The 18834-nt window shown below is 59.5% G+C and carries 15 protein-coding genes; 12 read left to right on the top strand and 3 right to left on the bottom strand.

Annotated features, from left to right (window positions below; genetic code table 11):
• Window positions 1-42: 42 nt before the first annotated feature.
• Both AAGS40_RS15980 and ilvD read left to right on the top strand, forming a co-directional pair.
• Window positions 43-780: a CerR family C-terminal domain-containing protein gene (locus AAGS40_RS15980; protein WP_345815756.1), complete on the top strand. Its 738-nt coding sequence runs from the start codon at window positions 43-45 to the stop codon at window positions 778-780.
• A gap of 358 nt (window positions 781-1138) precedes the next feature.
• Window positions 1139-2998, top strand: coding sequence for a dihydroxy-acid dehydratase (ilvD, locus tag AAGS40_RS15975; RefSeq protein WP_345815755.1), 1860 nt, complete (start codon window positions 1139-1141; stop codon window positions 2996-2998).
• A gap of 159 nt (window positions 2999-3157) precedes the next feature.
• On the opposite strand, the gene AAGS40_RS15970 is transcribed toward ilvD, so the two are convergent.
• The gene (locus AAGS40_RS15970; protein ID WP_345815754.1) at window positions 3158-3997 is read right to left on the bottom strand and encodes a helix-turn-helix transcriptional regulator; all 840 of its coding nucleotides are present in this window, start codon (window positions 3995-3997) and stop codon (window positions 3158-3160) included.
• A 94-nt stretch (window positions 3998-4091) separates the two neighbouring features.
• On the opposite strand from AAGS40_RS15970, the gene AAGS40_RS15965 reads away from it, so the two are divergent.
• Window positions 4092-4991, top strand: a complete 900-nt coding sequence (locus tag AAGS40_RS15965; protein WP_345815753.1) for an SDR family oxidoreductase — start codon at window positions 4092-4094, stop codon at window positions 4989-4991.
• 99 nt (window positions 4992-5090) lie between these two features.
• Here the strand turns inward: AAGS40_RS15965 and AAGS40_RS15960 are convergent, their stop codons facing one another.
• The gene (locus AAGS40_RS15960) at window positions 5091-6791 is read right to left on the bottom strand and encodes a hypothetical protein (RefSeq protein ID WP_345815752.1); all 1701 of its coding nucleotides are present in this window, start codon (window positions 6789-6791) and stop codon (window positions 5091-5093) included.
• Between the two features lie 338 nt (window positions 6792-7129).
• Entirely contained in the window at window positions 7130-7531 is a 402-nt protein-coding gene (locus AAGS40_RS15955) for a hypothetical protein (protein WP_345815751.1), read from the bottom strand.
• A 785-nt stretch (window positions 7532-8316) separates the two neighbouring features.
• On the opposite strand from AAGS40_RS15955, the gene AAGS40_RS15950 reads away from it, so the two are divergent.
• The 9 genes from AAGS40_RS15950 (at window position 8317) to AAGS40_RS15910 (ending at window position 18772) form a co-directional block, all read left to right on the top strand.
• Complete coding sequence (locus AAGS40_RS15950) at window positions 8317-9660, top strand: hypothetical protein (RefSeq protein ID WP_345815750.1); 1344 nt, start codon at window positions 8317-8319, stop codon at window positions 9658-9660.
• Between the two features lie 164 nt (window positions 9661-9824).
• The gene (locus tag AAGS40_RS15945; protein WP_345815749.1) at window positions 9825-10187 is read left to right on the top strand and encodes a DUF3140 domain-containing protein; all 363 of its coding nucleotides are present in this window, start codon (window positions 9825-9827) and stop codon (window positions 10185-10187) included.
• Window positions 10188-10325: 138 nt separating this feature from the next.
• The gene (locus AAGS40_RS15940; protein ID WP_345815748.1) at window positions 10326-11495 is read left to right on the top strand and encodes a Gfo/Idh/MocA family oxidoreductase; all 1170 of its coding nucleotides are present in this window, start codon (window positions 10326-10328) and stop codon (window positions 11493-11495) included.
• Window positions 11496-11723: 228 nt separating this feature from the next.
• Entirely contained in the window at window positions 11724-12608 is an 885-nt protein-coding gene (locus AAGS40_RS15935; RefSeq protein ID WP_345815747.1) for a LysR substrate-binding domain-containing protein, read from the top strand.
• Between the two features lie 126 nt (window positions 12609-12734).
• On the top strand, window positions 12735-13976 hold the full coding sequence (locus AAGS40_RS15930) for a CoA transferase (protein WP_345815746.1): 1242 nt from the start codon (window positions 12735-12737) through the stop codon (window positions 13974-13976).
• Window positions 13976-14752 (top strand): enoyl-CoA hydratase-related protein, encoded by a 777-nt coding sequence (locus tag AAGS40_RS15925; protein ID WP_345815745.1) that lies wholly within the window; start codon window positions 13976-13978, stop codon window positions 14750-14752. The genes AAGS40_RS15930 and AAGS40_RS15925 overlap by 1 nt, the downstream gene beginning before the upstream one ends.
• 40 nt (window positions 14753-14792) lie before the next feature.
• A complete protein-coding gene (locus tag AAGS40_RS15920; protein WP_345815744.1) occupies window positions 14793-15614 on the top strand; it encodes an enoyl-CoA hydratase-related protein in 822 nt (273 codons plus the stop codon).
• A 65-nt stretch (window positions 15615-15679) separates the two neighbouring features.
• The gene (locus AAGS40_RS15915) at window positions 15680-17053 is read left to right on the top strand and encodes an MFS transporter (protein WP_345815743.1); all 1374 of its coding nucleotides are present in this window, start codon (window positions 15680-15682) and stop codon (window positions 17051-17053) included.
• 339 nt (window positions 17054-17392) lie between these two features.
• Window positions 17393-18772: an NAD-dependent succinate-semialdehyde dehydrogenase gene (locus AAGS40_RS15910; RefSeq protein ID WP_345816576.1), complete on the top strand. Its 1380-nt coding sequence runs from the start codon at window positions 17393-17395 to the stop codon at window positions 18770-18772.
• The last annotated feature ends 62 nt before the right edge of the window (window positions 18773-18834 follow it).

The following is an 18834-nucleotide window of genomic DNA, read 5'->3' as shown; positions in this document are numbered from 1 at the left end:
CTTTCAGGGCGTAAAGAGAAAGCAATGCGGAGAGAGAAAGGCATGAACACCGCAAAGAAGCTGCGCCGCTCAACGGAAGGCGGCTATGCGCGCGGCGACGAAACCCGCAACCGGATCATCGAGGCGGCGGTCGACCTGTTTGGCGAACATGGATTCGATGGCGCATCGACGCGCGACATTGCGGCCCGCGCCGGCGTCAATGCGCCTGCGTTGCAGTATTACTTCGAGAACAAGGAAGGCGTGTACCACGCGTGCATCGAGGCCATGACCGATCGCGCCTGGCAGACGTTGGGCCCGCCTGTCGAGCACGCGCAAAAGGTGCTGAGCGAAGACGCCGACACGGAAACGTTGATCGATGCGTTCATTGGCATTCAGGACGCCATTGCCGACACCGCGCTCGCGAAAGCGAGCAAGCCGGGAAGGCGATTGTTCTTCGCACGCGAGCAGGCCGGCTATGAACCCGACAGCGCGACGAAAATCATTTCCAGCCGTATTCGCGAGCCGCTCAACAATGCGACCGCCGGCCTCGTGGCGCGCATATCAGGCCGCGCCGCCGACGACCCCATCACGCTGATCCGCGCATTCAGCCTGCACGGACAGCTGATGGTTTTTCACGTCGCGCATCGCTCGACGCTGACGTTTCTCGGCTGGAAGACCATCGATGCCGAGAAGGCTGAACTGCTCCGATCCACTATCCATGCGCAGACGCGGGCCCTGCTCGAAGCATGGAGCCGTGAGCGTGACGAAGCGCTTGCAGCCGCAGCTAAAAGTACCAGGTAACGCGTATTGCCGTCGCGCGAAAGCGTTTTCTGAACACGTCGAGATACGCGTGCTCCAATGGCATTGCGCGCGTCTGCGAAAGCCGCCGTGCAAAACGCGACTTGAGATAAAAAAACAGCGGGCTCAGTCCATTGCAGCCAGGCAAACGAACAATACAGTTCAGGCATGCGCGACGACTGCCGCGAACGCGCGCGGCGTGCTGTCGACACAGCGCGCCGTCCCGGCAAGCGTTCACCCCCCTGTGGGATAATGCCGCGTTTGCCCAGAGCGCGACTCAAGAGGTTGTTTGCGATGGCGTGCAAAGGGCCTTTATTCCCGTGGCCCGCTACCTTTCCGCAATCATTCTTTAGCACCCACGATGCCCACCTACCGTTCCAAAACCTCCACCGCCGGCCGCAACATGGCGGGAGCGCGCTCGCTGTGGCGTGCCACCGGCATGAAAGACGAAGACTTCTCCAAGCCGATCATCGCGGTGGTCAATTCGTTCACCCAGTTCGTGCCCGGACACGTACACCTGAAAGACCTCGGCCAGCTCGTCGCGCGCGAAATCGAAGCTGCCGGCGGCGTCGCCAAGGAATTCAACACCATTGCCGTCGATGACGGCATCGCGATGGGTCACGACGGCATGCTGTACTCGCTGCCGAGCCGCGACATCATCGCGGACTCGGTGGAATACATGGTCAATGCGCACTGCGCCGATGCAATGGTGTGCATCTCGAACTGCGACAAGATCACGCCGGGCATGCTGATGGCCGCGATGCGGCTGAACATTCCGGTGATCTTCGTCTCCGGCGGCCCGATGGAAGCGGGCAAGACACGCCTCGCCAATCCCGTCACCAAGGCGATGGAGTTCAGGAAGCTCGACCTGGTGGACGCAATGGTGATCGCCGCCGACAAAAACTACACCGACGCAGAAGTCGCCGAAGTGGAACGCTCCGCGTGCCCCACCTGCGGCTCGTGCTCGGGCATGTTCACGGCTAACTCGATGAACTGCCTGACCGAAGCGCTCGGTTTGTCGCTGCCGGGCAATGGCACCGTGGTCGCCACGCACGCGGACCGCGAGCAGCTATTCAAGCGCGCCGGCCGTCGCATCGTCGAACTGGCCCGCCAGTACTACGAGCAGGAAGACGACACCGTGCTGCCGCGCGCGGTGGGTTTCAACGCGTTCGAAAACGCGATGACGCTCGATATCGCCATGGGCGGCTCGACGAACACGATCCTGCATTTGCTGGCGATTGCACGCGAAGCGGAAATCGACTTCACGATGGCCGACATCGACCGCCTCTCGCGCGTCGTGCCGCAGTTGTGCAAGGTCGCGCCGAACACGAACAAGTACCACATCGAAGACGTGCATCGTGCCGGCGGCATCATGGCGATCCTCGGTGAACTGGACCGCGCGGGCAAGCTGCACACGAACGTGCCCACCGTGCACGCCGCGACGCTGAAAGACGCGCTGAATCAGTGGGACATCGCCGTTACGCAGGACGAAGCCGTTCGCCACTTCTACAAGGCCGGCCCCGCCGGCATCCCCACACAAGTGGCGTTCAGCCAGAACACGCGCTGGCCGAGCCTCGATCTGGATCGCGCCGAAGGCTGCATCCGTTCGTATGAGCACGCGTTCTCGAAGGAAGGCGGCCTGGGCGTGTTGACAGGCAACATCGCGGTAGACGGTTGCGTCGTGAAAACCGCTGGCGTCGACGAAAGCATTCTGGTGTTCGAGGGCACGGCTCACGTGACTGAATCACAGGATGAGGCGGTGGAGAACATCCTCAACGACAAGGTCAAGGCCGGCGACGTGGTGATCGTGCGCTACGAAGGACCGAAGGGCGGGCCCGGCATGCAGGAAATGCTTTACCCGACGAGCTATATCAAGTCGAAGGGTCTGGGCAAAGCGTGCGCGCTGCTGACCGACGGGCGCTTTTCGGGTGGCACGTCGGGACTGTCCATCGGGCACTGTTCGCCGGAAGCGGCGGCTGGCGGCGCAATCGGTCTCGTGCGCAATGGCGACCGTATCCGCATCGACATTCCGAATCGCACGATCAACGTGCTGCTGTCCGACGAAGAACTGGCGCGCCGTCGCGAGGAACAGAACGCCCGGGGCTGGAAGCCGGCTAACCCGCGTCCGCGCAAGGTGTCGGCGGCGCTCAAGGCTTACGCGAAACTGGTGATGTCGGCCGACAAGGGGGCCGTGCGCGATCTGTCGCTGCTGGACGATTGACGCGAACCACGCGGCGGCTGCGCGTGATGTACCGGCTGGTTGCATCGCGACCCTCCGGTACACGCTCGGCGCCTACGGCAACTTCTGCAGTTGCTTGCGCGTTACCTGGCAAACGGTAGTTGCGGCGGCCCGCGGCATACGTGGCAAGCGCGCCGCGTGTCAGCTCGTGACCGCCGCAGCCATAGCCGAACTGATCTTGGCGAGATCCTCCGAGGTTGCCGGGTTGTAGACCACCATCGTGAGATCGGGCCGACCGTCTACCGAGAATCCTGAATACTCGAACGAGAATGGCCCGAACACCGGGTGGCGGATATGTTTGACCGCCTCGCCATGCGTGCGGACATCGTTATCACGCCACATCCGCTCAAAGTCGGGGCTCAGGCGGCACAACTCGTCGACGAGCTTGCTGACCGCCGTCGCCGCGCCGGCGCGCGCCACGTCCACCCGGAACGCGCCTACGACGAAGCGCGCCACGCTCTCCCAGTCATACTGCACGGCGCGGGCACGTGGATCGAGAAACATGTAGTGCAGCACGTTGCGCCGACCCGGCGGCAGCGATTCGTAGTCGACGAGCAGCACCGTCGCCGCCTGGTTCCACGCGATGACCTCCCAGGTTGCGGTGCGGATCAGCGCGGGGCTCGGATTCAACGCATCGAGCACACGCTGCAACCGCGGGGTCACACCGTCGTTACCCTGGTAGTGCGCTTCAGGCGGCCGGCCCAAGCCAAGCAAAAAGAGATGTTCGCGCTCCACGGCGGTCAGCATCAGCGCGCTTGCGATCCGGTCGAGCACGTCTGCCGACGGCGCCCCGCCGCGGCCCTGTTCGAGCCACGTGTACCATGCGGCGCTGATGTTGGCGCGCCGGGCAACCTCTTCGCGACGCAGCCCAGGCGTACGCCGACGTTCCATCGAAAGGCCGAAAGACGCCGGATCGAGCTTCGTGCGACGATCCCGCAGATAGACGCCCAGCAGGGCGTGACTGGCCACTTCGTCGCTCATTGGGGTACTTTTTATAACACGATAACGTCACTACTTTACTACGATGCCTCGCACGCCGATATTGGCCTCACGACAACATTCGGAAAGGACGATCATGCGTGTATTCGTAACCGGAGCAACGGGTTGGGTGGGCTCGGCCGTCGTCGACGATCTGATTGCCGCTGGCCATGAAGTGATCGGGCTGACGCGTTCAGACGATGGCGGCAAGCGTCTCGTAGCCGCGGGCGCGAACGCGCTCCACGGCACCCTGGACGATCTCGACATCCTGAAACAAGGTGCGGCTCAAGCGGACGCCGTGATACACACCGCGTTCAATCATGACTTTTCGAGGATGGTCGAGAACTGCGAGCAGGAACGGCGCGCGATCGACGCGATCGGCACCGAACTGGAGGGCTCGGACCGCGCGCTGATCGTCACATCCGGCGTGGCGCTACTTGCGCCGGGGCGCGTCGCGACCGAGGACGACCAGGCGCGGATACCCGCACCCGCCTTTCCTCGCAATCCGGAAGAGGCAGCGGCCAAATTTGCGTCTCGCGGTGTGCGGGTGACGGCGGTGCGCCTCGCGCCGACCGTGCATGGCGTGGGCGATCATGGCTTCGTGCCGATGCTGATCGGCCTCGCGCGTGAGAAAGGTGTGTCTGTCTACGTGGACGGCGGCGACAATCGTTGGCCGGCCGTGCATCGGTTCGACGCGGCACGCATCTATCGGCTTGCGCTTGAGCGCGGTGTCCAGGGTGGCCCGTTTCACGCGATTGCCGAAGAAGGCATTCCGTTCAGAGAGATTGCCGGAATCATCGGCCGAAGGTTGAATATTCCTGTGGAGTCCAGATCATTGGAAGAAGCCGCCGAGCATTTCGGCTGGATGGCGCGATTCGCAGGGCTGGATTGCCCGGCCTCCAGCGAGCGAACCCGCACTTATCTCGGCTGGAAGCCGGAGCAGCCGGGGTTGCTCGCCGATCTGGATCAACCGGGGTACTTTTTGCCGTCGGCGTAACGCTGCGACGGTGGGACGAGCGCAAGGCGTCTCACATCTTCGCGGGCCGGCCTGACTCCCTGCACGAGGCGAGGCCGGCCCATCGACGCCACTAGCCAATCACCTGGGCAGTGCGCCTGTCACGGCAGTCAGCAGACCGGTCACCGGGGCAAGCATGGTTCCGCCGCTGCCAGCGTGCGATGTCGTCGAATTCAGGGACGCCACCGGTCCGGTCACCGGCGTCAGCAGACCCGGCGCCGCCGCACTGGCCGACCCGCCCGATCCCGCCGCCGTCCCCGCACTGACGACATTGCTCGACGCCGTGATTCCTGCGCCAACCGCGCCGGTGACGGTGGCCGCGATGCCCGTGGATGACGCGAGCGTCGTCCCTAGCGCGGCGACCGTGCTCGCCAGCGGCGCGACCGGCAGGTTCTTGCCCACGTTCGACAACGTGCTGGTGAGCGAGCCGGCGCTCGCCGTGACGGTGTCGAGCGTGCTCGTGATCGGCACGATCGGGTTCGCGCCAGCGAGCGTGCTGGTGACGGAAGTGACTGCGCCTGTGACGGGGGCGAGCGGGTTACTGCCTGATGCGCCAGCCAGTGTGGTCGTTATCGAGTTGACGACGCCTGTTACCGGCGTTAGCGGATTGCTTCCGGCCGCGCCTGTCAACGTGTTCGTTATTGAGTTGACGACGCCCGTTACCGGCGTTAGCGAATCGCTTCCGGCTGCGCCTGCCAGTGTGCTCGTTAGCGAGTTGACGACGCCCGTTACCGGCGCCAGGGGATCGCTTCCGGCTGCGCCTCCCAATGTGCTCGTCACCGCGTTGACGACGCCCGTTACCGGCGCCAGGGGATCGCTCCCGGCTGCGCCGGTCAAGGCGCCAGTCAACGAGTTCACGGTGCCGGACGCTGTGCTCGCCCCGGCGTTGACCGCGTTCGCAACGATACCGGTCGTCGAATCAAGGGTACTCGGGACATTTGCCGTCGTCGCATTGACGGCGCTCGACAATGTCGCCGTCCCCGAATCAACAGCGCTCGTCAGCGCACCCGTCGCAGCGCTGACCGAACTGGAAAGATTGCCGGTCGTGGAGCTCACTGCATCTGGCAGCGTGCCGGTCGCGCTGGTCACGGTAGCCGCTAGTGGCGCAAGCGGATCATTGCCAGCAGTGCCGGATAAAGCTCCTGTTACGGCTCCGATCGCGCTGGTCACGGGTGCCAATGAATCGCTGCCAGCGGCGCCCGTCAAAGCAGTCGTTACGGCACTGACCGCGCCAGTTACAGGCGCTAAGGGATCGCTGCCGGCTGCGCCAGACAACGCGCCTGTCACCGTCCCGACCGCGCCCGTCACCGGCGCCAGCGGGTCGCTGCCTCCCGCGCCAGACAGTGCTCCGGTCAGCGCTCCTATCGCACCCGCCACCGGCGCTAAAGGATGACTGCCCGCCACGCCCGAAAGCGCGCCTGTTACCGTCCCGACCGCGCCCGTCACCGGCGCCAGCGGGTCGCTGCCACCCGTGCCTGGCAACCCGGTCGACAATGATCCGAGAAGACCGCTCAGTGGTGCTGCCGGTTGGTTGTTCAAGCCGATGCCGATCCCGCCCGCTCCCCCCACTACTACCGTGACACCGTTCGCCGACGCACTACCGCCCGCCACCGAGCTCAATACCAGCGAGTCAGGAGTCGTAGCCGCAGTTGCGCCCAGCACCAGCCCCGCGCTCGACGGCGCCGGATCCGCCAACGCGGCGCCACTCGCCGCCACACCAAACGCCGCAGCCGCGCACAGCGCGATTGCAGTAACCGCCGAACCCGTAATGTTCTTGTCCATCGCCCTGCCCTCTCTATATGTTGACGTGTACTGCGCTGGCCATTGCGAGGTGGACATTTGCAGAGACCATGCCAGTCGCCATCTGGAGCGACGTTTGCGGGGAAGAGGCTGGAAAGCCAATATCGGCCGCGACTACCAGGAAGACAGTCGCCGAAAGACCCGTTAGATGTCACGGAATATTCCCGTTGTGTTCCGCGGAACGTAACGTGACATGCGCGACGACGCATGCTTCCATACACGCAATGCGGATAGAACAATCTATCGGGATGCCAAACAAATTCGGCCGGCGTGAGTGATGCTTTGGGGAAGTCTCGAATGCATCGCTGCGTATGTGGGCGTTATCCGAACACGCGGGTCCAGACTGCCCTGAGGCGTCGCGCACGATCTTCGAAGAGGTATGAACCGGCCAGCGTCAGAAGCCCCGAGATCGCGCCGGTGACAATGTGTTCAATATATGGAATGCGATATTGGCTCGCGTGTGAATACGCGTCGCCTACCGTCGTCAGCAGACCCACCACCAACGCATTGCCGAACCGGTTAGCGTACAGCTTTCCAGCCGGCGTAAAGGTCAGAAAGACAGCGAGTAATCCCGTGAGCAAGCCGGTGTGCAATGCGATAGACCAATGGGCAACGCTCACGACCTTTGTCCAGCTTCCAGGCATGCACGTCATGCATGCGCTCGTCGGCTGCCAGAAGCGCTGAATGAACAACCTGACACGCTGCTTCCATTCGATTGACATGACGATTAATCCATCATTGCCGCAATGAGCACCATGAGAGCGGTTTTGAAACCCTCGAATCAAACTCTTGTGCCGGTAAGGAATGGTACACCCCGCCTGACAACCCTATTTAAAATACGCCCAGACATCGAAAGGCCGCCAGGTGGTGCCCGCCGCTTACTGCGTTGAAACCTCGCAGGCCCGACCCGAAAATCTGATGCATCAGGTACGCCCGAATCGGTAAATGTGGCCAATATGCGACCGCTCGAACCGGGGCGAAGCATTCGCGGCTTGGTCCAATACTGCGCACCTCGTCCCGATAAAGTATGATTTTTTGTCATTGTCGAAAACATTAGAAAATTTTTTGCTTTCTGGCCGTCAAGTATGCGGTAACACTTTAGTCCAGCAGAGATCGCGGTTACTATTTACCCGCCAGCGAGGACCGCGTAGAGGATTTACCGATGTGGTCCCCGCACCTGTGGTCCGTCTACTTCGACAGATCCGCAGGCATATTGTGGCTTTGAGTATCAGCAACGGGTCCGTCGATCGGTTTCATGTCGTCGTGACCTGCACCCGGCTTGCCCGATAAAGACGACGCTTTGCCCATGAGCCCGCACGGCTCATCGCACCTGCTTGCCTTCAGTGAAATCGAGCATCGAATCCGCTTCATGATCGCTACCTTTCATTTAGTTAGGTACGCTAATCAAATAGATGATTTCACAACTAGCTTCGGTCATTCATTGACCGGGTATGCGGGACTTTTTTATTTTTTCTCGAGATTTTCTCGACAACGGAATTTATTCGTGATGATGAAAAGACGTCAATTCATAGGATGCCTGACGGCCCTCGGAGGCAGTTATCTATTGAGCGCTTGCGGCGGCAGCTCGCAAGACGGCAGCACCAACACTGCGAGTTCTAACGCAGCCAAGGCCACAGCGAAAGTAGCCACTCCCGTTAGTTCGACATCGGCAGACGGCACGGCGATTCCGGGCGCAAGCGCGATCACGGATAGCGTCGGCAACGTCTGGACGCTGGCCAATGGCGTCGTCTATAGAAATGGTTCGACGGTCGGCAATACATATAACGTGTCTCTGCTGCTCTGGTACGGCGGAAAGATCTGGCATTGCGGCACGAACAACCAGTTCTACGTGAACGTCGATGTCCGCAATGTCAGTGGCCAATGGTTACCGTGTACTGATCCGCGTATTGCCGTAGCCGCGACTGCCGGCAACTTCTATGGAGTCAATGGGCACTGGGACTACACATACACGCCCGCCCAGCTGGTTTCCATTCTGAAGGCAATGGGCTGCACGACCTATCGAGTCGGCTGCACTGCCGACCCAATCCAGCTCAACGCAATGGTCCAGATTGCGCAAGCTTTCCAGTCGGCCGGACTCACGCTGTTCGTTCTGATCGAAGAGGGCGTCTTCGATAGCATCGGCAACCTGTTCGGCAACGAAACGATCGCCTACTACGCAGGCTATGCGACCGCACAAACCATCGCAAGGGCACTGTCACCGTATGGCGTGACGATGTACGAATGCGGCAACGAACTGACGCGTCAGAACGGAACGGTGATGGACTTTTCGTACGCCGGCGAACTGGTGATGGACTTCAACAACACGAACTGGCCTGTCGTGCGCGGTGCGATGCGCGGCATGATGGACGGCGTGAAGTCGGTTCAACCGTCGGCAAAGTGCGCGATCAACTTCTCGGTGGCCGACGTTGGCGCAGCGGACGCCTTGTGGGAGGGAATGCAACCCGACGGCAGCAGCGGCCACCAGCCGTTGCGCTGGGACATTACGACCTGGCACAACTACGATGCCTACGGCGACATCTTCAACATGGGCACCGATGGCAATGGTCCCGGCTTCGATTTGCCGACATATTGCAAGGCCCGTTATGGCGTGCCGTTCATGATTACCGAGTGGAATACCGGTCCTGACCAGACTGAGGATTTCCGCGCCAACTATGTGACTACGCAACTTGGCGAGTTCTACAACGCTCGCAAGACTCACGACATCGAGTCTGTGATGTACTACGTGCTGGATAGCGGCGACGACACATACGGCATCATGATCAACGGTTCTCCGATCAATCCGACGTACAACGCATTTGCGAGCTTTACGTCGAGCCATCCGGATAACTAGGCGGACTGCATTGTCATAACGGACTCGCCAGTGTCAGCTGTCACGCGGGTCCGTTACGCGGTCCTGTCCACCCACCTGAACCGCATTCCTTCTGGACCCCCACCACGCTGGCACGCCCGTTGCGGCGGCTGGCGGCATGTCTGCACGCACTTAGCGAGGTCAGCATGACGCACTCCACCGCAGCGAACACCAGCCACGACGCCGACGTGGTGACCGAATTCAAACATCACGTCAACATGACAAGGAATGAACTTACACGTTGGCTTCGAACAGAGGAATCACTGATGGTCGGTCAGAAGAAAACCGGCGGCGAATCAACCGGCCACCGGTCAGGTCGCAGAATCGTTCAATTGCTTGAGAAGAAAAAGGGCGATCTCGAACCGGCTGATCTTCAGCACATGCGCAAGGTGGTCGGCTACATCAAGCGGCACATGGCTCAACGGCCGGATCAATCGGCCGACGAAATCGACCATAGCGCGTGGCGTTATTCTCTGATGAACTGGGGCCATGACCCTTTGAAGCGCTGACTGGCGGCGACGCTTGCAGCAGAAACATTCGTGCCGTCCGTGCTGGAACGGCGCTTGCACCTCATGTTGCGTCGAGCGCGGGTCCGCCGTTGAAGGCGGGCCAGCGCGATTCCCAACCCTGCAAGCAAAGGTACGAACATGAGCATTCTGTCCGCCATTGGACTCACCAACGATTCCTCAAACGCAACGAAGGTTCGCTATGCAATCGTCGGCGTAGGCGATATCGCGCAGGAAGCGATGATGCCCGGCGTCGACCATACCGGCAATTCGGAGATCACGGCACTCGTTAGCGGCGACCCGGAAAAGGCACGCAAGGTCGCAGACCAATACAATCTGACCGACATCTACTCATACGAGCAGTTCGACCAGATGCTTTCATCAGGCAAGGTCGACGCGATTTACCTGGCCACGCCGAACTGGCGCCATGCAGAGTTCGTCATTCCCGCTTTGAAAGCCGGTATCCACGTGCTGGTGGAAAAGCCATTGGAGGTGTCCACCGCGCAGTGCAACGCGATTGCACAGGCCGCAAAAGAATCAACTGCGAAACTGATGGTGGCGTACCGGCTGCATTTCGAGCCGGCCACGCTCTCGACCATAGAGAAGATTCGCGGGGGAGAGATCGGGGAAGTGATCGTGTTTTCATCGACCTTCGTGCAGAAGGTGGACCCTGCCAACCATCGTGCCAACAATGGGATCGAAGCAGGCCCTGTCTTCGACATGGCGCCGTATCCGATCAACGCCGCGCGCTATATCTTCGAAGCCGAACCGACTGAAGTCGTCAATGCCGTCGGCGCGCGGCATCCGCAAGCGGGTCTCGGCGACTTCGACGACACTGTGGCCGTCACGCTCCGTTTCCCCGGCAATCGGCTCGCGCAATTCGTCGTCTCCTATGCGGCCAACGCACTCGAATCCTACTTCGCCGTCGGCACCAAAGGCAGCATCGCCATGCAGCCCGCCTACACATACGGAAAGCCGCTTGAACAAACGGTGACGATTGGTCAGGATGAGAGCAGTCATTCGTTCAAGAACACCGACCACTTCGGCGGTGAGATGAAGTACTTTTCCGACTGCATTCTGAACAATAGACATCCGGAGCCCGATGTCGAAGAAGGCTATGCGGACGTACGCGTTATCGAGGGCATCGTGAAGGCGCTGAAAAGCGGCGCCTCCGTGACACTCGAGCCATTTTCGAGAACGACCCGCATCGACACGAAACACCAGGTCGAACAACTGCGCGCGGTGAAATCCCCTGATCTCGTCGATGTAAGCAATCCTGCCGAGGGCGTCGACAAAGTGCCGAAGAACTGAGCGGAGAGGGGCATTCGCTGGCGCCGCGTGAGGGTCGTTGCGAGCGGTCCAGCGCTCCAGCGATCCTGCAATGGACGCGTTTGACTTCGGGACTGGGTACCGCGAATCGCACACACCGGGACCCAGTGCGGAGAACCCGCCAGCACTCTGTCAGCAGTATCGAGCAATATTGCTCAACTGCCCATCCGGGAGCACAATCAGCTATCAGAATAAGAGTGCGATCATTCGATGGAACGTCGCGAGTCCCTCCCACCGCTCAATCCTACGCGCGCCTTTGAGGCGACAGGACGCCTTCTGAGCATTTCAAAGGCTGCACAGGAACTCGCTGTCACGCCGGCGGCCGTGAGCCGGCAAGTGCGAACACTTGAACGCTATCTTGGCGTCGATCTGTTTGAACGGGTGAAAGGACGGCTTGAACTGACAGCAGCGGGTGCAAGTTACCTTGCTGAATTGATGCCGCTTTTCGAGTCTCTGCGTGACGCAACGGCCAGCCTTCGCACCACGACACGTGGGGCGAGCGTGCTGAAGATCCGGTCGCCCGCGACCTTCGCTGTCAGGTGGCTCATTCCCCGGTTGGCGAACTTCCATAGGTCGCATGAAGACATCGAAGTTCAACTCACCACATCCTCTGCGCCTTTGAACTTCGGCCGCGAAGATATTGACGCCGGCATCCAGTTGGGCGACGGAGCGTGGAGCGGTGTTCACGTGCAGCGGCTCATTCCAAACGTACTCATTCCCGTTGCAGCATCAACACACGCGGTCAAACCGCGTTCGAAACTGCAAGGCGAAACGCTGCTCCATTCACTTGCCCGCCCGGAAGATTGGACTCTCTGGCTCAAGGGCGCCGGAATCTCACCGAACGCCGGGCGGCGCGAAATGCGCTATGAGACATCGCTACTGGCGTATCAGGCCGCGATAGAAGGACACGGTATTGCTATCGCACAGGAAGCCCTCGTGCGCGCCGAACTGAACAGCGGTGCGCTGGTTGCGCCTTTTCCGTTCAAGCTCGATCGTGGCGCCCACACGTACTACTTTGCGTGGCCCGCGAATCGCAAGTCTTCGCGCGCGCTGGAAGTCTTCCGCGACTGGCTCGTCACACTCGTCATCGAGTAGCGACGCCCTTTAACAAAAAGTCAAAAGGTCGCTTAAAAAAAGTCGATTGTTAGCCCAAAGCGGGCCACTTATGCTCGCCCCATGGCCTTGCGTTCGGGCAAGCCATGAAACAGGAGACAATCGACAATGCTACGAGACAGTCTGAGTGGCGTACGTGTGCTCGATTTTTCACACGTACTCGCCGGTCCGGTTTGCTCCATGACACTAGCGGACCTCGGTGCGGACGTCGTCAAGATCGAACCGCCAGCGGGCGAACTTGGCCGCAAGATCGGGCCACCATGGATAAACGGTGAAAGCCCCGTTTTCATGAGCGTCAACCGGAACAAGCTGAGCGCATCGATTGATCTCAAGACAGACGCTGGAAGATGTCTCGTGCGCAAGATGCTTTGCGATGCAGACGTTCTTGTCGAAAATTTCCGACCGGGTGTGATGCAGTCAATGGGGCTCGACTTCGCGTCGGTTCGCGAGATCAACCCGAACCTTGTCTACTGTTCCATCTCCGCATTCGGGCAAAGCGGTTCGAATCGCCAGCGTCCGGGCGTCGACGGTGTGATTCAGGCCGTCAGCGGCTTGATGAGCACGCTTGGCGCCGCGAACGAGGATCCGCTCAAGGTCCCCGTACCGATTGCCGACATGGTCGGCGGATATCTTGCCGCGATTGCCATCCTTGCCGCGCTGCATGGTGTGCGCAACGGCAAGGGCGCGCAGCAGCTTGATATCAGCCTGTACAACGCGACGGTGATGCTGCAGCAGATCAGCTTCGCCTCGTTCTTCGCATCAGGGCGTAATCCGGACAAGGTCGGAAGTGCTGCGCCTTACGCCGCCCCCAACGAAGCCGTTCCAACGGAGGACGGCTGGATCGTGGTCGTCGCCTATCACCCCGAACGGTGGACCGCATTGTGTGAAGAACTGGGCATGCCGTGGCTCGAATCGGATCCGCGATTCGCAACAAACGACGATCGGGTGCGCAATCGCAAGGCGCTCCATCAGTTACTCGCTTCAAGGTTTTCCGAATGCTCAACCTCGCAGTGGATGGAACGGCTCGCGTTGCGGGACATCATATGCGCACCCGTGTCGTCTTATCGCGATGTCGTTGAATCCGCCGAATACGCGGAAAGTGGCCTCGCTTGCACACTCGATCATCCGGTCGCCGGCCAGATCCGTGCAAATGGATTTGCGCTGGGACCATCCGATCGCGCACAAGACAATGCCGACCGCGCTGCACCGTTAAACGGCGAACACACGCTCGCAGTACTCGCCCGCTACGGCATCGAGCATGACCAGATTGCTGAACTGCTAGACACAGGTGTGATTCGCGCGTACCCGGCACGCCCGGCTCCGACACAAACACATGACGAGGTGCTGTGATGACAGAAAGCTGCGTGCAACAGGAACGCCGTGGCCATGTGTCACTGCTCAGATTGGCCTCCGAGAACCGGCTCAATTCGCTGACGGACGAGTTGGTGAATCAACTCGCAGCCGCGTTGCTCCGGAACGAAGCCGACCCTGCGATACACGCGACCGTTATCACCGGTTCGGACAAGGCATTTGCAGCCGGCGCGGACATTGTGGGAATGTCGAAACTCGACTATTCGACCGCGTTCGGACAGGACTACATCGGGCGGAACTGGGACGTTCTGCGCACACTCAGAAAGCCACTCATCGCCGCAGTCCGCGGCTACGCGCTCGGCGGTGGCTGTGAGTTGGCGATGATGTGCGACATCGTGATCGCCGCCGCCGATGCCGTGTTCGGTCAGCCGGAAATAAAGCTGGGGATTGTGCCGGGAGCGGGAGGCACACAACGACTGCCCCGCGCCGTCGGCAAGTCGAACGCGATGCTTGCCTGCCTTACCGGCGAGTCCATGACGGCCAAAGAAGCCCTCGACACCGGTCTCGTTTCGAAGGTTGTGCAGCCGGACGAACTGCTAGACGCCGCACTGTCCATGGCTGAACAGATAGCCAGGCACTCCCTGCCCGTCATCGTAGCTATCAAGGAAGCTGTCAATCGCTCGTTCGAGGCCTCACTGTCCGAGGGACTTCTGTTCGAACGTCGATTATTCCATGCGGGATTTTCACTGGCGGATCAGAAAGAAGGCATGGCGGCATTTCTCGAGCGGCGTCCCGCAGCTTTTGCGAATCGATAGGGACCGTCGGTGGACGTTTCATTTTAGAAGGTATGTGAATATGTCGACGCTAGTATCAGAGGACAAACGTCTGGTTGTGACGTCTTTACAGGAAGCAATCCTGACGATCACACTCAACCATCCAGAAGATGGCAATGCGCTTACCGTTGCCATGACAGAAGCGCTTTCCGATGAGCTTGAGCGAATCAATTCGCGACGAGACATTCGCTGCGTACTACTCCGCTCTTCTTCCGCAAAGCATTTTTGTACCGGCGGAAACGTGAAAGATATGCAAAGCGGAACGGATCTGATGGACGGCAGCGTCGCCGACATACGTGATCGCCTGCACGATAGCTTGCATCGCATCACGCGCGCGCTGAGCAATATGGAAATTCCGACCGTTTGCGCCGTGAATGGTACAGCCGTTGGCGCAGGCTTCGATCTGTCGCTCATGTGCGACATCCGGATCGCCGGGCAAAGCGCCGTCTTCGCGGAAAGCTTTTTGCGCCTTGGACTTGTCTCGGGTATTGGCGGCGCATGGTTTCTGTCGCGCATAGTCGGACCGGCGAAAGCCCTCGAATTGTCGTTGACGAGTCAATTCATCGACGCGGACGAGGCTTACAGACTAGGAATCGTGACCAAGGTCGTCCCGAGCGACAAACTGGATGCGGAAGCACTTGAACTTGCCAGACGCGTCTGCGCCCACCCGCCCCGCGCTGCGCGTATGGCAAAAAACCTGGTACGTGAGTCAGCCGAGAGTTCGTTATCCGTGGCGCTCGAACTAGCCGCGAGCATGCAAGCCATTTTGCTTGCCGGTCACGAACACAAGGAAGCGGTCACCCGTTTCAACACATCGAAAACCGCACAGAAAGAAAACCGGTAGACGCGAAAGAGCGAGCGCCGCCAGGTACGGCACAGACAGCCAGGTGATTCAATCAGGAGACAGGTATGTCATTCGACCGCAAGACGGAATCTCTGCGACCCAGCATGCTTCGTATCATCGCCAGTTCGAGTGTTGGAACGATGCTGGAGTACTACGATTTTTTTATTTATGTTGCGCTCACGTCGACGTTGACCGCCCTATTCCTGCCGTCGACCGACCGGGTTGTCGCCAGCATGGCAGGCGTGGCTACTTTCGGCATTGCTTACGTGGCGCGTCCACTCGGCACGCTGATTTTCAGTCCCATGTCCGACAGGATCGGACGGAAAAAGACTTTCGTGATTACGCTCGTGCTGATGGGTGTCGCGACGGTGGGAATCGGATGTCTCCCAACCTATGCTGTCATCGGAAGTGCGGCGCCCGTTGCACTCCTCGTTCTGCGCATCATTCAGGGCATCGCGCTCGGCGGAGAATACGGTTCGGCCGTCGTTTATGTCATGGAACACTCCGAAGCCCATAGAAAAGGAATGACAACGAGTGTTCTTCAGAGCACCGCGACTGTTGGCTTGCTCTGCGCGTTGTTGATCGTCAGTGCGTTGAAGCTGTCATTGCAACCGCACAGTTTCAACTCATGGGGATGGCGCGTACCGTTTCTCGTCTCGGCGCCAATTGTAGTAATCGCAACATGGATTCGCCTGGGTATGGCGGAAACTCCAACCTTTAAAAATCTGAAGGACACTGGCCGTCTGTCCGCATCTCCTCTGCAGGACACGCTAAAAAGCCCGACATCGTGGAAAGCGATATTCGTGGCCATGTTCGGTCCGCAAGGTGCGACCTCGGTCTCTTTGTACACTTCCATTGTCTACATGCTCTATTTTCTCGAGAACGTGCTGAGAGTGGACCCGACAACGGCGAGCTTGTGCCTCGGCGCGGCGATCACGATTGCAGCGCCGATGTATCCCGTGTTTGGAAGGCTTTCCGATTCAGTTGGCCGCGCGAGAGTGATACTGATCGGCATCATATGCTGGACCGTTGTCGCTTATCCCTGCTTCGCCGGCATTCGAAGCTGTGTGGCGGCAAGCCAGTGGGCGCTTGTGTCCGCACAAATCACAATACTAGCGATTTTCACGGCGATGATCATGGCCCCGCTTCCTGCCTTTATCGCCGAATCGTTCCCACCACAAAGCCGAACAACCGGCTTTGGACTTTCGCAGCAGTTCGGAAATATTGTATTCGGTGGTTTTCTTCCACTAATCAGTCTGTCCTTTGTGAAATATACGGGAAACGATCTGGCAGGCATTACCTATTCCATTGTTTCAATGGTCCCGTGCCTTGTCGTGACCTATTTCTGGGCGTTGAAACAGGAAGCAAAAGGCAGACGTCAACATGTCGACGGATATCTGACACAACCTGACGCCGATCACCTCCCTGCTCAGCAATGAAAAGCGGAACGCACGGTGGAATCGGCAATACGGTTCACCAGGTCGAATCCAGTTTCCATAGGATTAGGCAATAAGAATAGACGTTGCGCCATGGTCGAGACAGTCAGTCGGTCCTAACATCGACCACACACGATCTGCTTACAGACTTCCAGTGCGGACGACGAAGCGCCTGCAAACAGTCGACATTCGCGAGCACCCATACGTAACCCGCTGAAATGGCCCACGTCGATGTTCGGCTGTCACCCCGCACAGGTCGTAGCAGTCGCCGCAAGGGACTTGATGCAGCGGTTGGTCTGGTCCTGGTCGCCCATAAACTTACATTGCCAAGGATACTTAAGCATGATTACAGTCAATAACCCGGCAGACGGCTCATATGTGGGCGAAGTGCCTGAAATGACACGTGACGAAGTGAAGGCCGCAATCGACCGCACTTGCAACGCCTTTCCCGCATGGTCGCGCAAACTCGCCAAGGACCGAAGCGAACTGCTTCGCCGCTGGTTCGAGCTGGTTCGCGACGACAAACGCGCGTTTGCTGAAACCATGGTCAAAGAGAATGGCAAGTGCCTGTCGGACGCCATGGGGGAAATCGATTACGGTCTCGGCTTCATTGAATGGTACGCAGAAGAAGCGAAGCGCGTGTACGGCGACACCATCCCGACTCACGCCGCCAACGCACAGGTTATCGTAGTGAAAGAGCCGGCTGGCCCGACTGCTGCGATCACGCCGTGGAACTTTCCTTTCATGATGATCACTCGCAAGATTGCAACGGCGCTGGCCGCCGGTTGCACGATGATTATCAAGCCAGCTGAGCTGACTCCGCTGACAGCATACAAACTGCTCGACTATGCGCGAAAAGCCGGCATTCCCGAAGGCGTGTTCGAGATGGTCACAGGCAATCCGAAAGAAATCGGTGAACTGTTCACGAGCGATCCGCGAATCCGGAAGATTTCGTTCACGGGTTCAACAGCCGTCGGCAGGCTGCTCGCGAGCGCTTGTGGCAAGGACCTCAAGAAGATGACGCTGGAACTAGGCGGCAACGCGCCGTTCATTGTTTTCGACGACGCCAGTTTTGACGACGCAGTCGCGGGTCTTGTCGCTGCAAAGCTTCGCAATTCCGGACAGGTCTGCATTTCTCCCAATCGTATCTACGTCCACGAAAGCATTCACGATCGCTTTGTTGCCGCTGTCGCGGAGAAGGTAGCGAAAATCCGCGTTGATCAGGGCATGCAGGAAGAAACGGTGGTGGGTCCGATGATCAACCAGGCTGGCTTCAATAAGGTTGCGGAACTGGTCGAGCAATCCAGGCACGAAGGTGCGAAGGTTGTCCTCGGCGGCAAGCGGCACGCAAAGGGCGGACTGTTCTATGAGCCGACCATCCTCACGGAACTGAACGACGACATGCAAGTGGCAAAGACAGAAATCTTTGGCCCCGTGTTCCCGATCTACCGGTTCAAGACTGAAGACGAAGTACTGAAGCGCGCGAACAACACCGAATATGGTCTGGTTGCCTATGCCTTCACGCGAGACCTCGCGCGAGCGTTCCGCCTGTCGAGGGGAATCGAGTCGGGAATGGTGATTCTCAACAGCGGCTCCGTGGGAACGGCTTCCATTCCATTTGGCGGAATGAAACATTCCGGCTATGGCCGGGAAGGAAGCTACTATGGGATTGAAGAATACGTAGAGGTCAAATACGTGTTGATGAGCGGTCTGGATCAATAAGCCGAACGAGCGTGCGGACATCGCCGTGTTCGCACGCTTTCCTCGTGCTCTCGTGGTCGCTT

Origin of the sequence: Paraburkholderia sp. PREW-6R, from assembly GCF_039621805.1 — a bacterium.
In the GTDB taxonomy this organism is placed as follows: Bacteria; Pseudomonadota; Gammaproteobacteria; order Burkholderiales; family Burkholderiaceae; genus Paraburkholderia.
Note: the sequence above shows the minus strand (reverse complement) of the source record. Positions and strands in the feature narration are given on the sequence as shown.

Coding starts and splice junctions, on each gene's coding strand:
- AAGS40_RS15960 (WP_345815752.1), bottom strand. CDS start 6,791: ATGGACAAGAACATTACGGGTTCGGCGGTTACTGCAATCGCGCTGTGC.
- AAGS40_RS15965 (WP_345815753.1), top strand. CDS start 4,092: ATGCGTGTATTCGTAACCGGAGCAACGGGTTGGGTGGGCTCGGCCGTC.
- AAGS40_RS15955 (WP_345815751.1), bottom strand. CDS start 7,531: ATGTCAATCGAATGGAAGCAGCGTGTCAGGTTGTTCATTCAGCGCTTC.
- AAGS40_RS15970 (WP_345815754.1), bottom strand. CDS start 3,997: ATGAGCGACGAAGTGGCCAGTCACGCCCTGCTGGGCGTCTATCTGCGG.
- ilvD (WP_345815755.1), top strand. CDS start 1,139: ATGCCCACCTACCGTTCCAAAACCTCCACCGCCGGCCGCAACATGGCG.
- AAGS40_RS15980 (WP_345815756.1), top strand. CDS start 43: ATGAACACCGCAAAGAAGCTGCGCCGCTCAACGGAAGGCGGCTATGCG.
- AAGS40_RS15910 (WP_345816576.1), top strand. CDS start 17,393: ATGATTACAGTCAATAACCCGGCAGACGGCTCATATGTGGGCGAAGTG.
- AAGS40_RS15950 (WP_345815750.1), top strand. CDS start 8,317: ATGATGAAAAGACGTCAATTCATAGGATGCCTGACGGCCCTCGGAGGC.
- AAGS40_RS15945 (WP_345815749.1), top strand. CDS start 9,825: ATGACGCACTCCACCGCAGCGAACACCAGCCACGACGCCGACGTGGTG.
- AAGS40_RS15920 (WP_345815744.1), top strand. CDS start 14,793: ATGTCGACGCTAGTATCAGAGGACAAACGTCTGGTTGTGACGTCTTTA.
- AAGS40_RS15930 (WP_345815746.1), top strand. CDS start 12,735: ATGCTACGAGACAGTCTGAGTGGCGTACGTGTGCTCGATTTTTCACAC.
- AAGS40_RS15940 (WP_345815748.1), top strand. CDS start 10,326: ATGAGCATTCTGTCCGCCATTGGACTCACCAACGATTCCTCAAACGCA.
- AAGS40_RS15915 (WP_345815743.1), top strand. CDS start 15,680: ATGTCATTCGACCGCAAGACGGAATCTCTGCGACCCAGCATGCTTCGT.
- AAGS40_RS15935 (WP_345815747.1), top strand. CDS start 11,724: ATGGAACGTCGCGAGTCCCTCCCACCGCTCAATCCTACGCGCGCCTTT.
- AAGS40_RS15925 (WP_345815745.1), top strand. CDS start 13,976: ATGACAGAAAGCTGCGTGCAACAGGAACGCCGTGGCCATGTGTCACTG.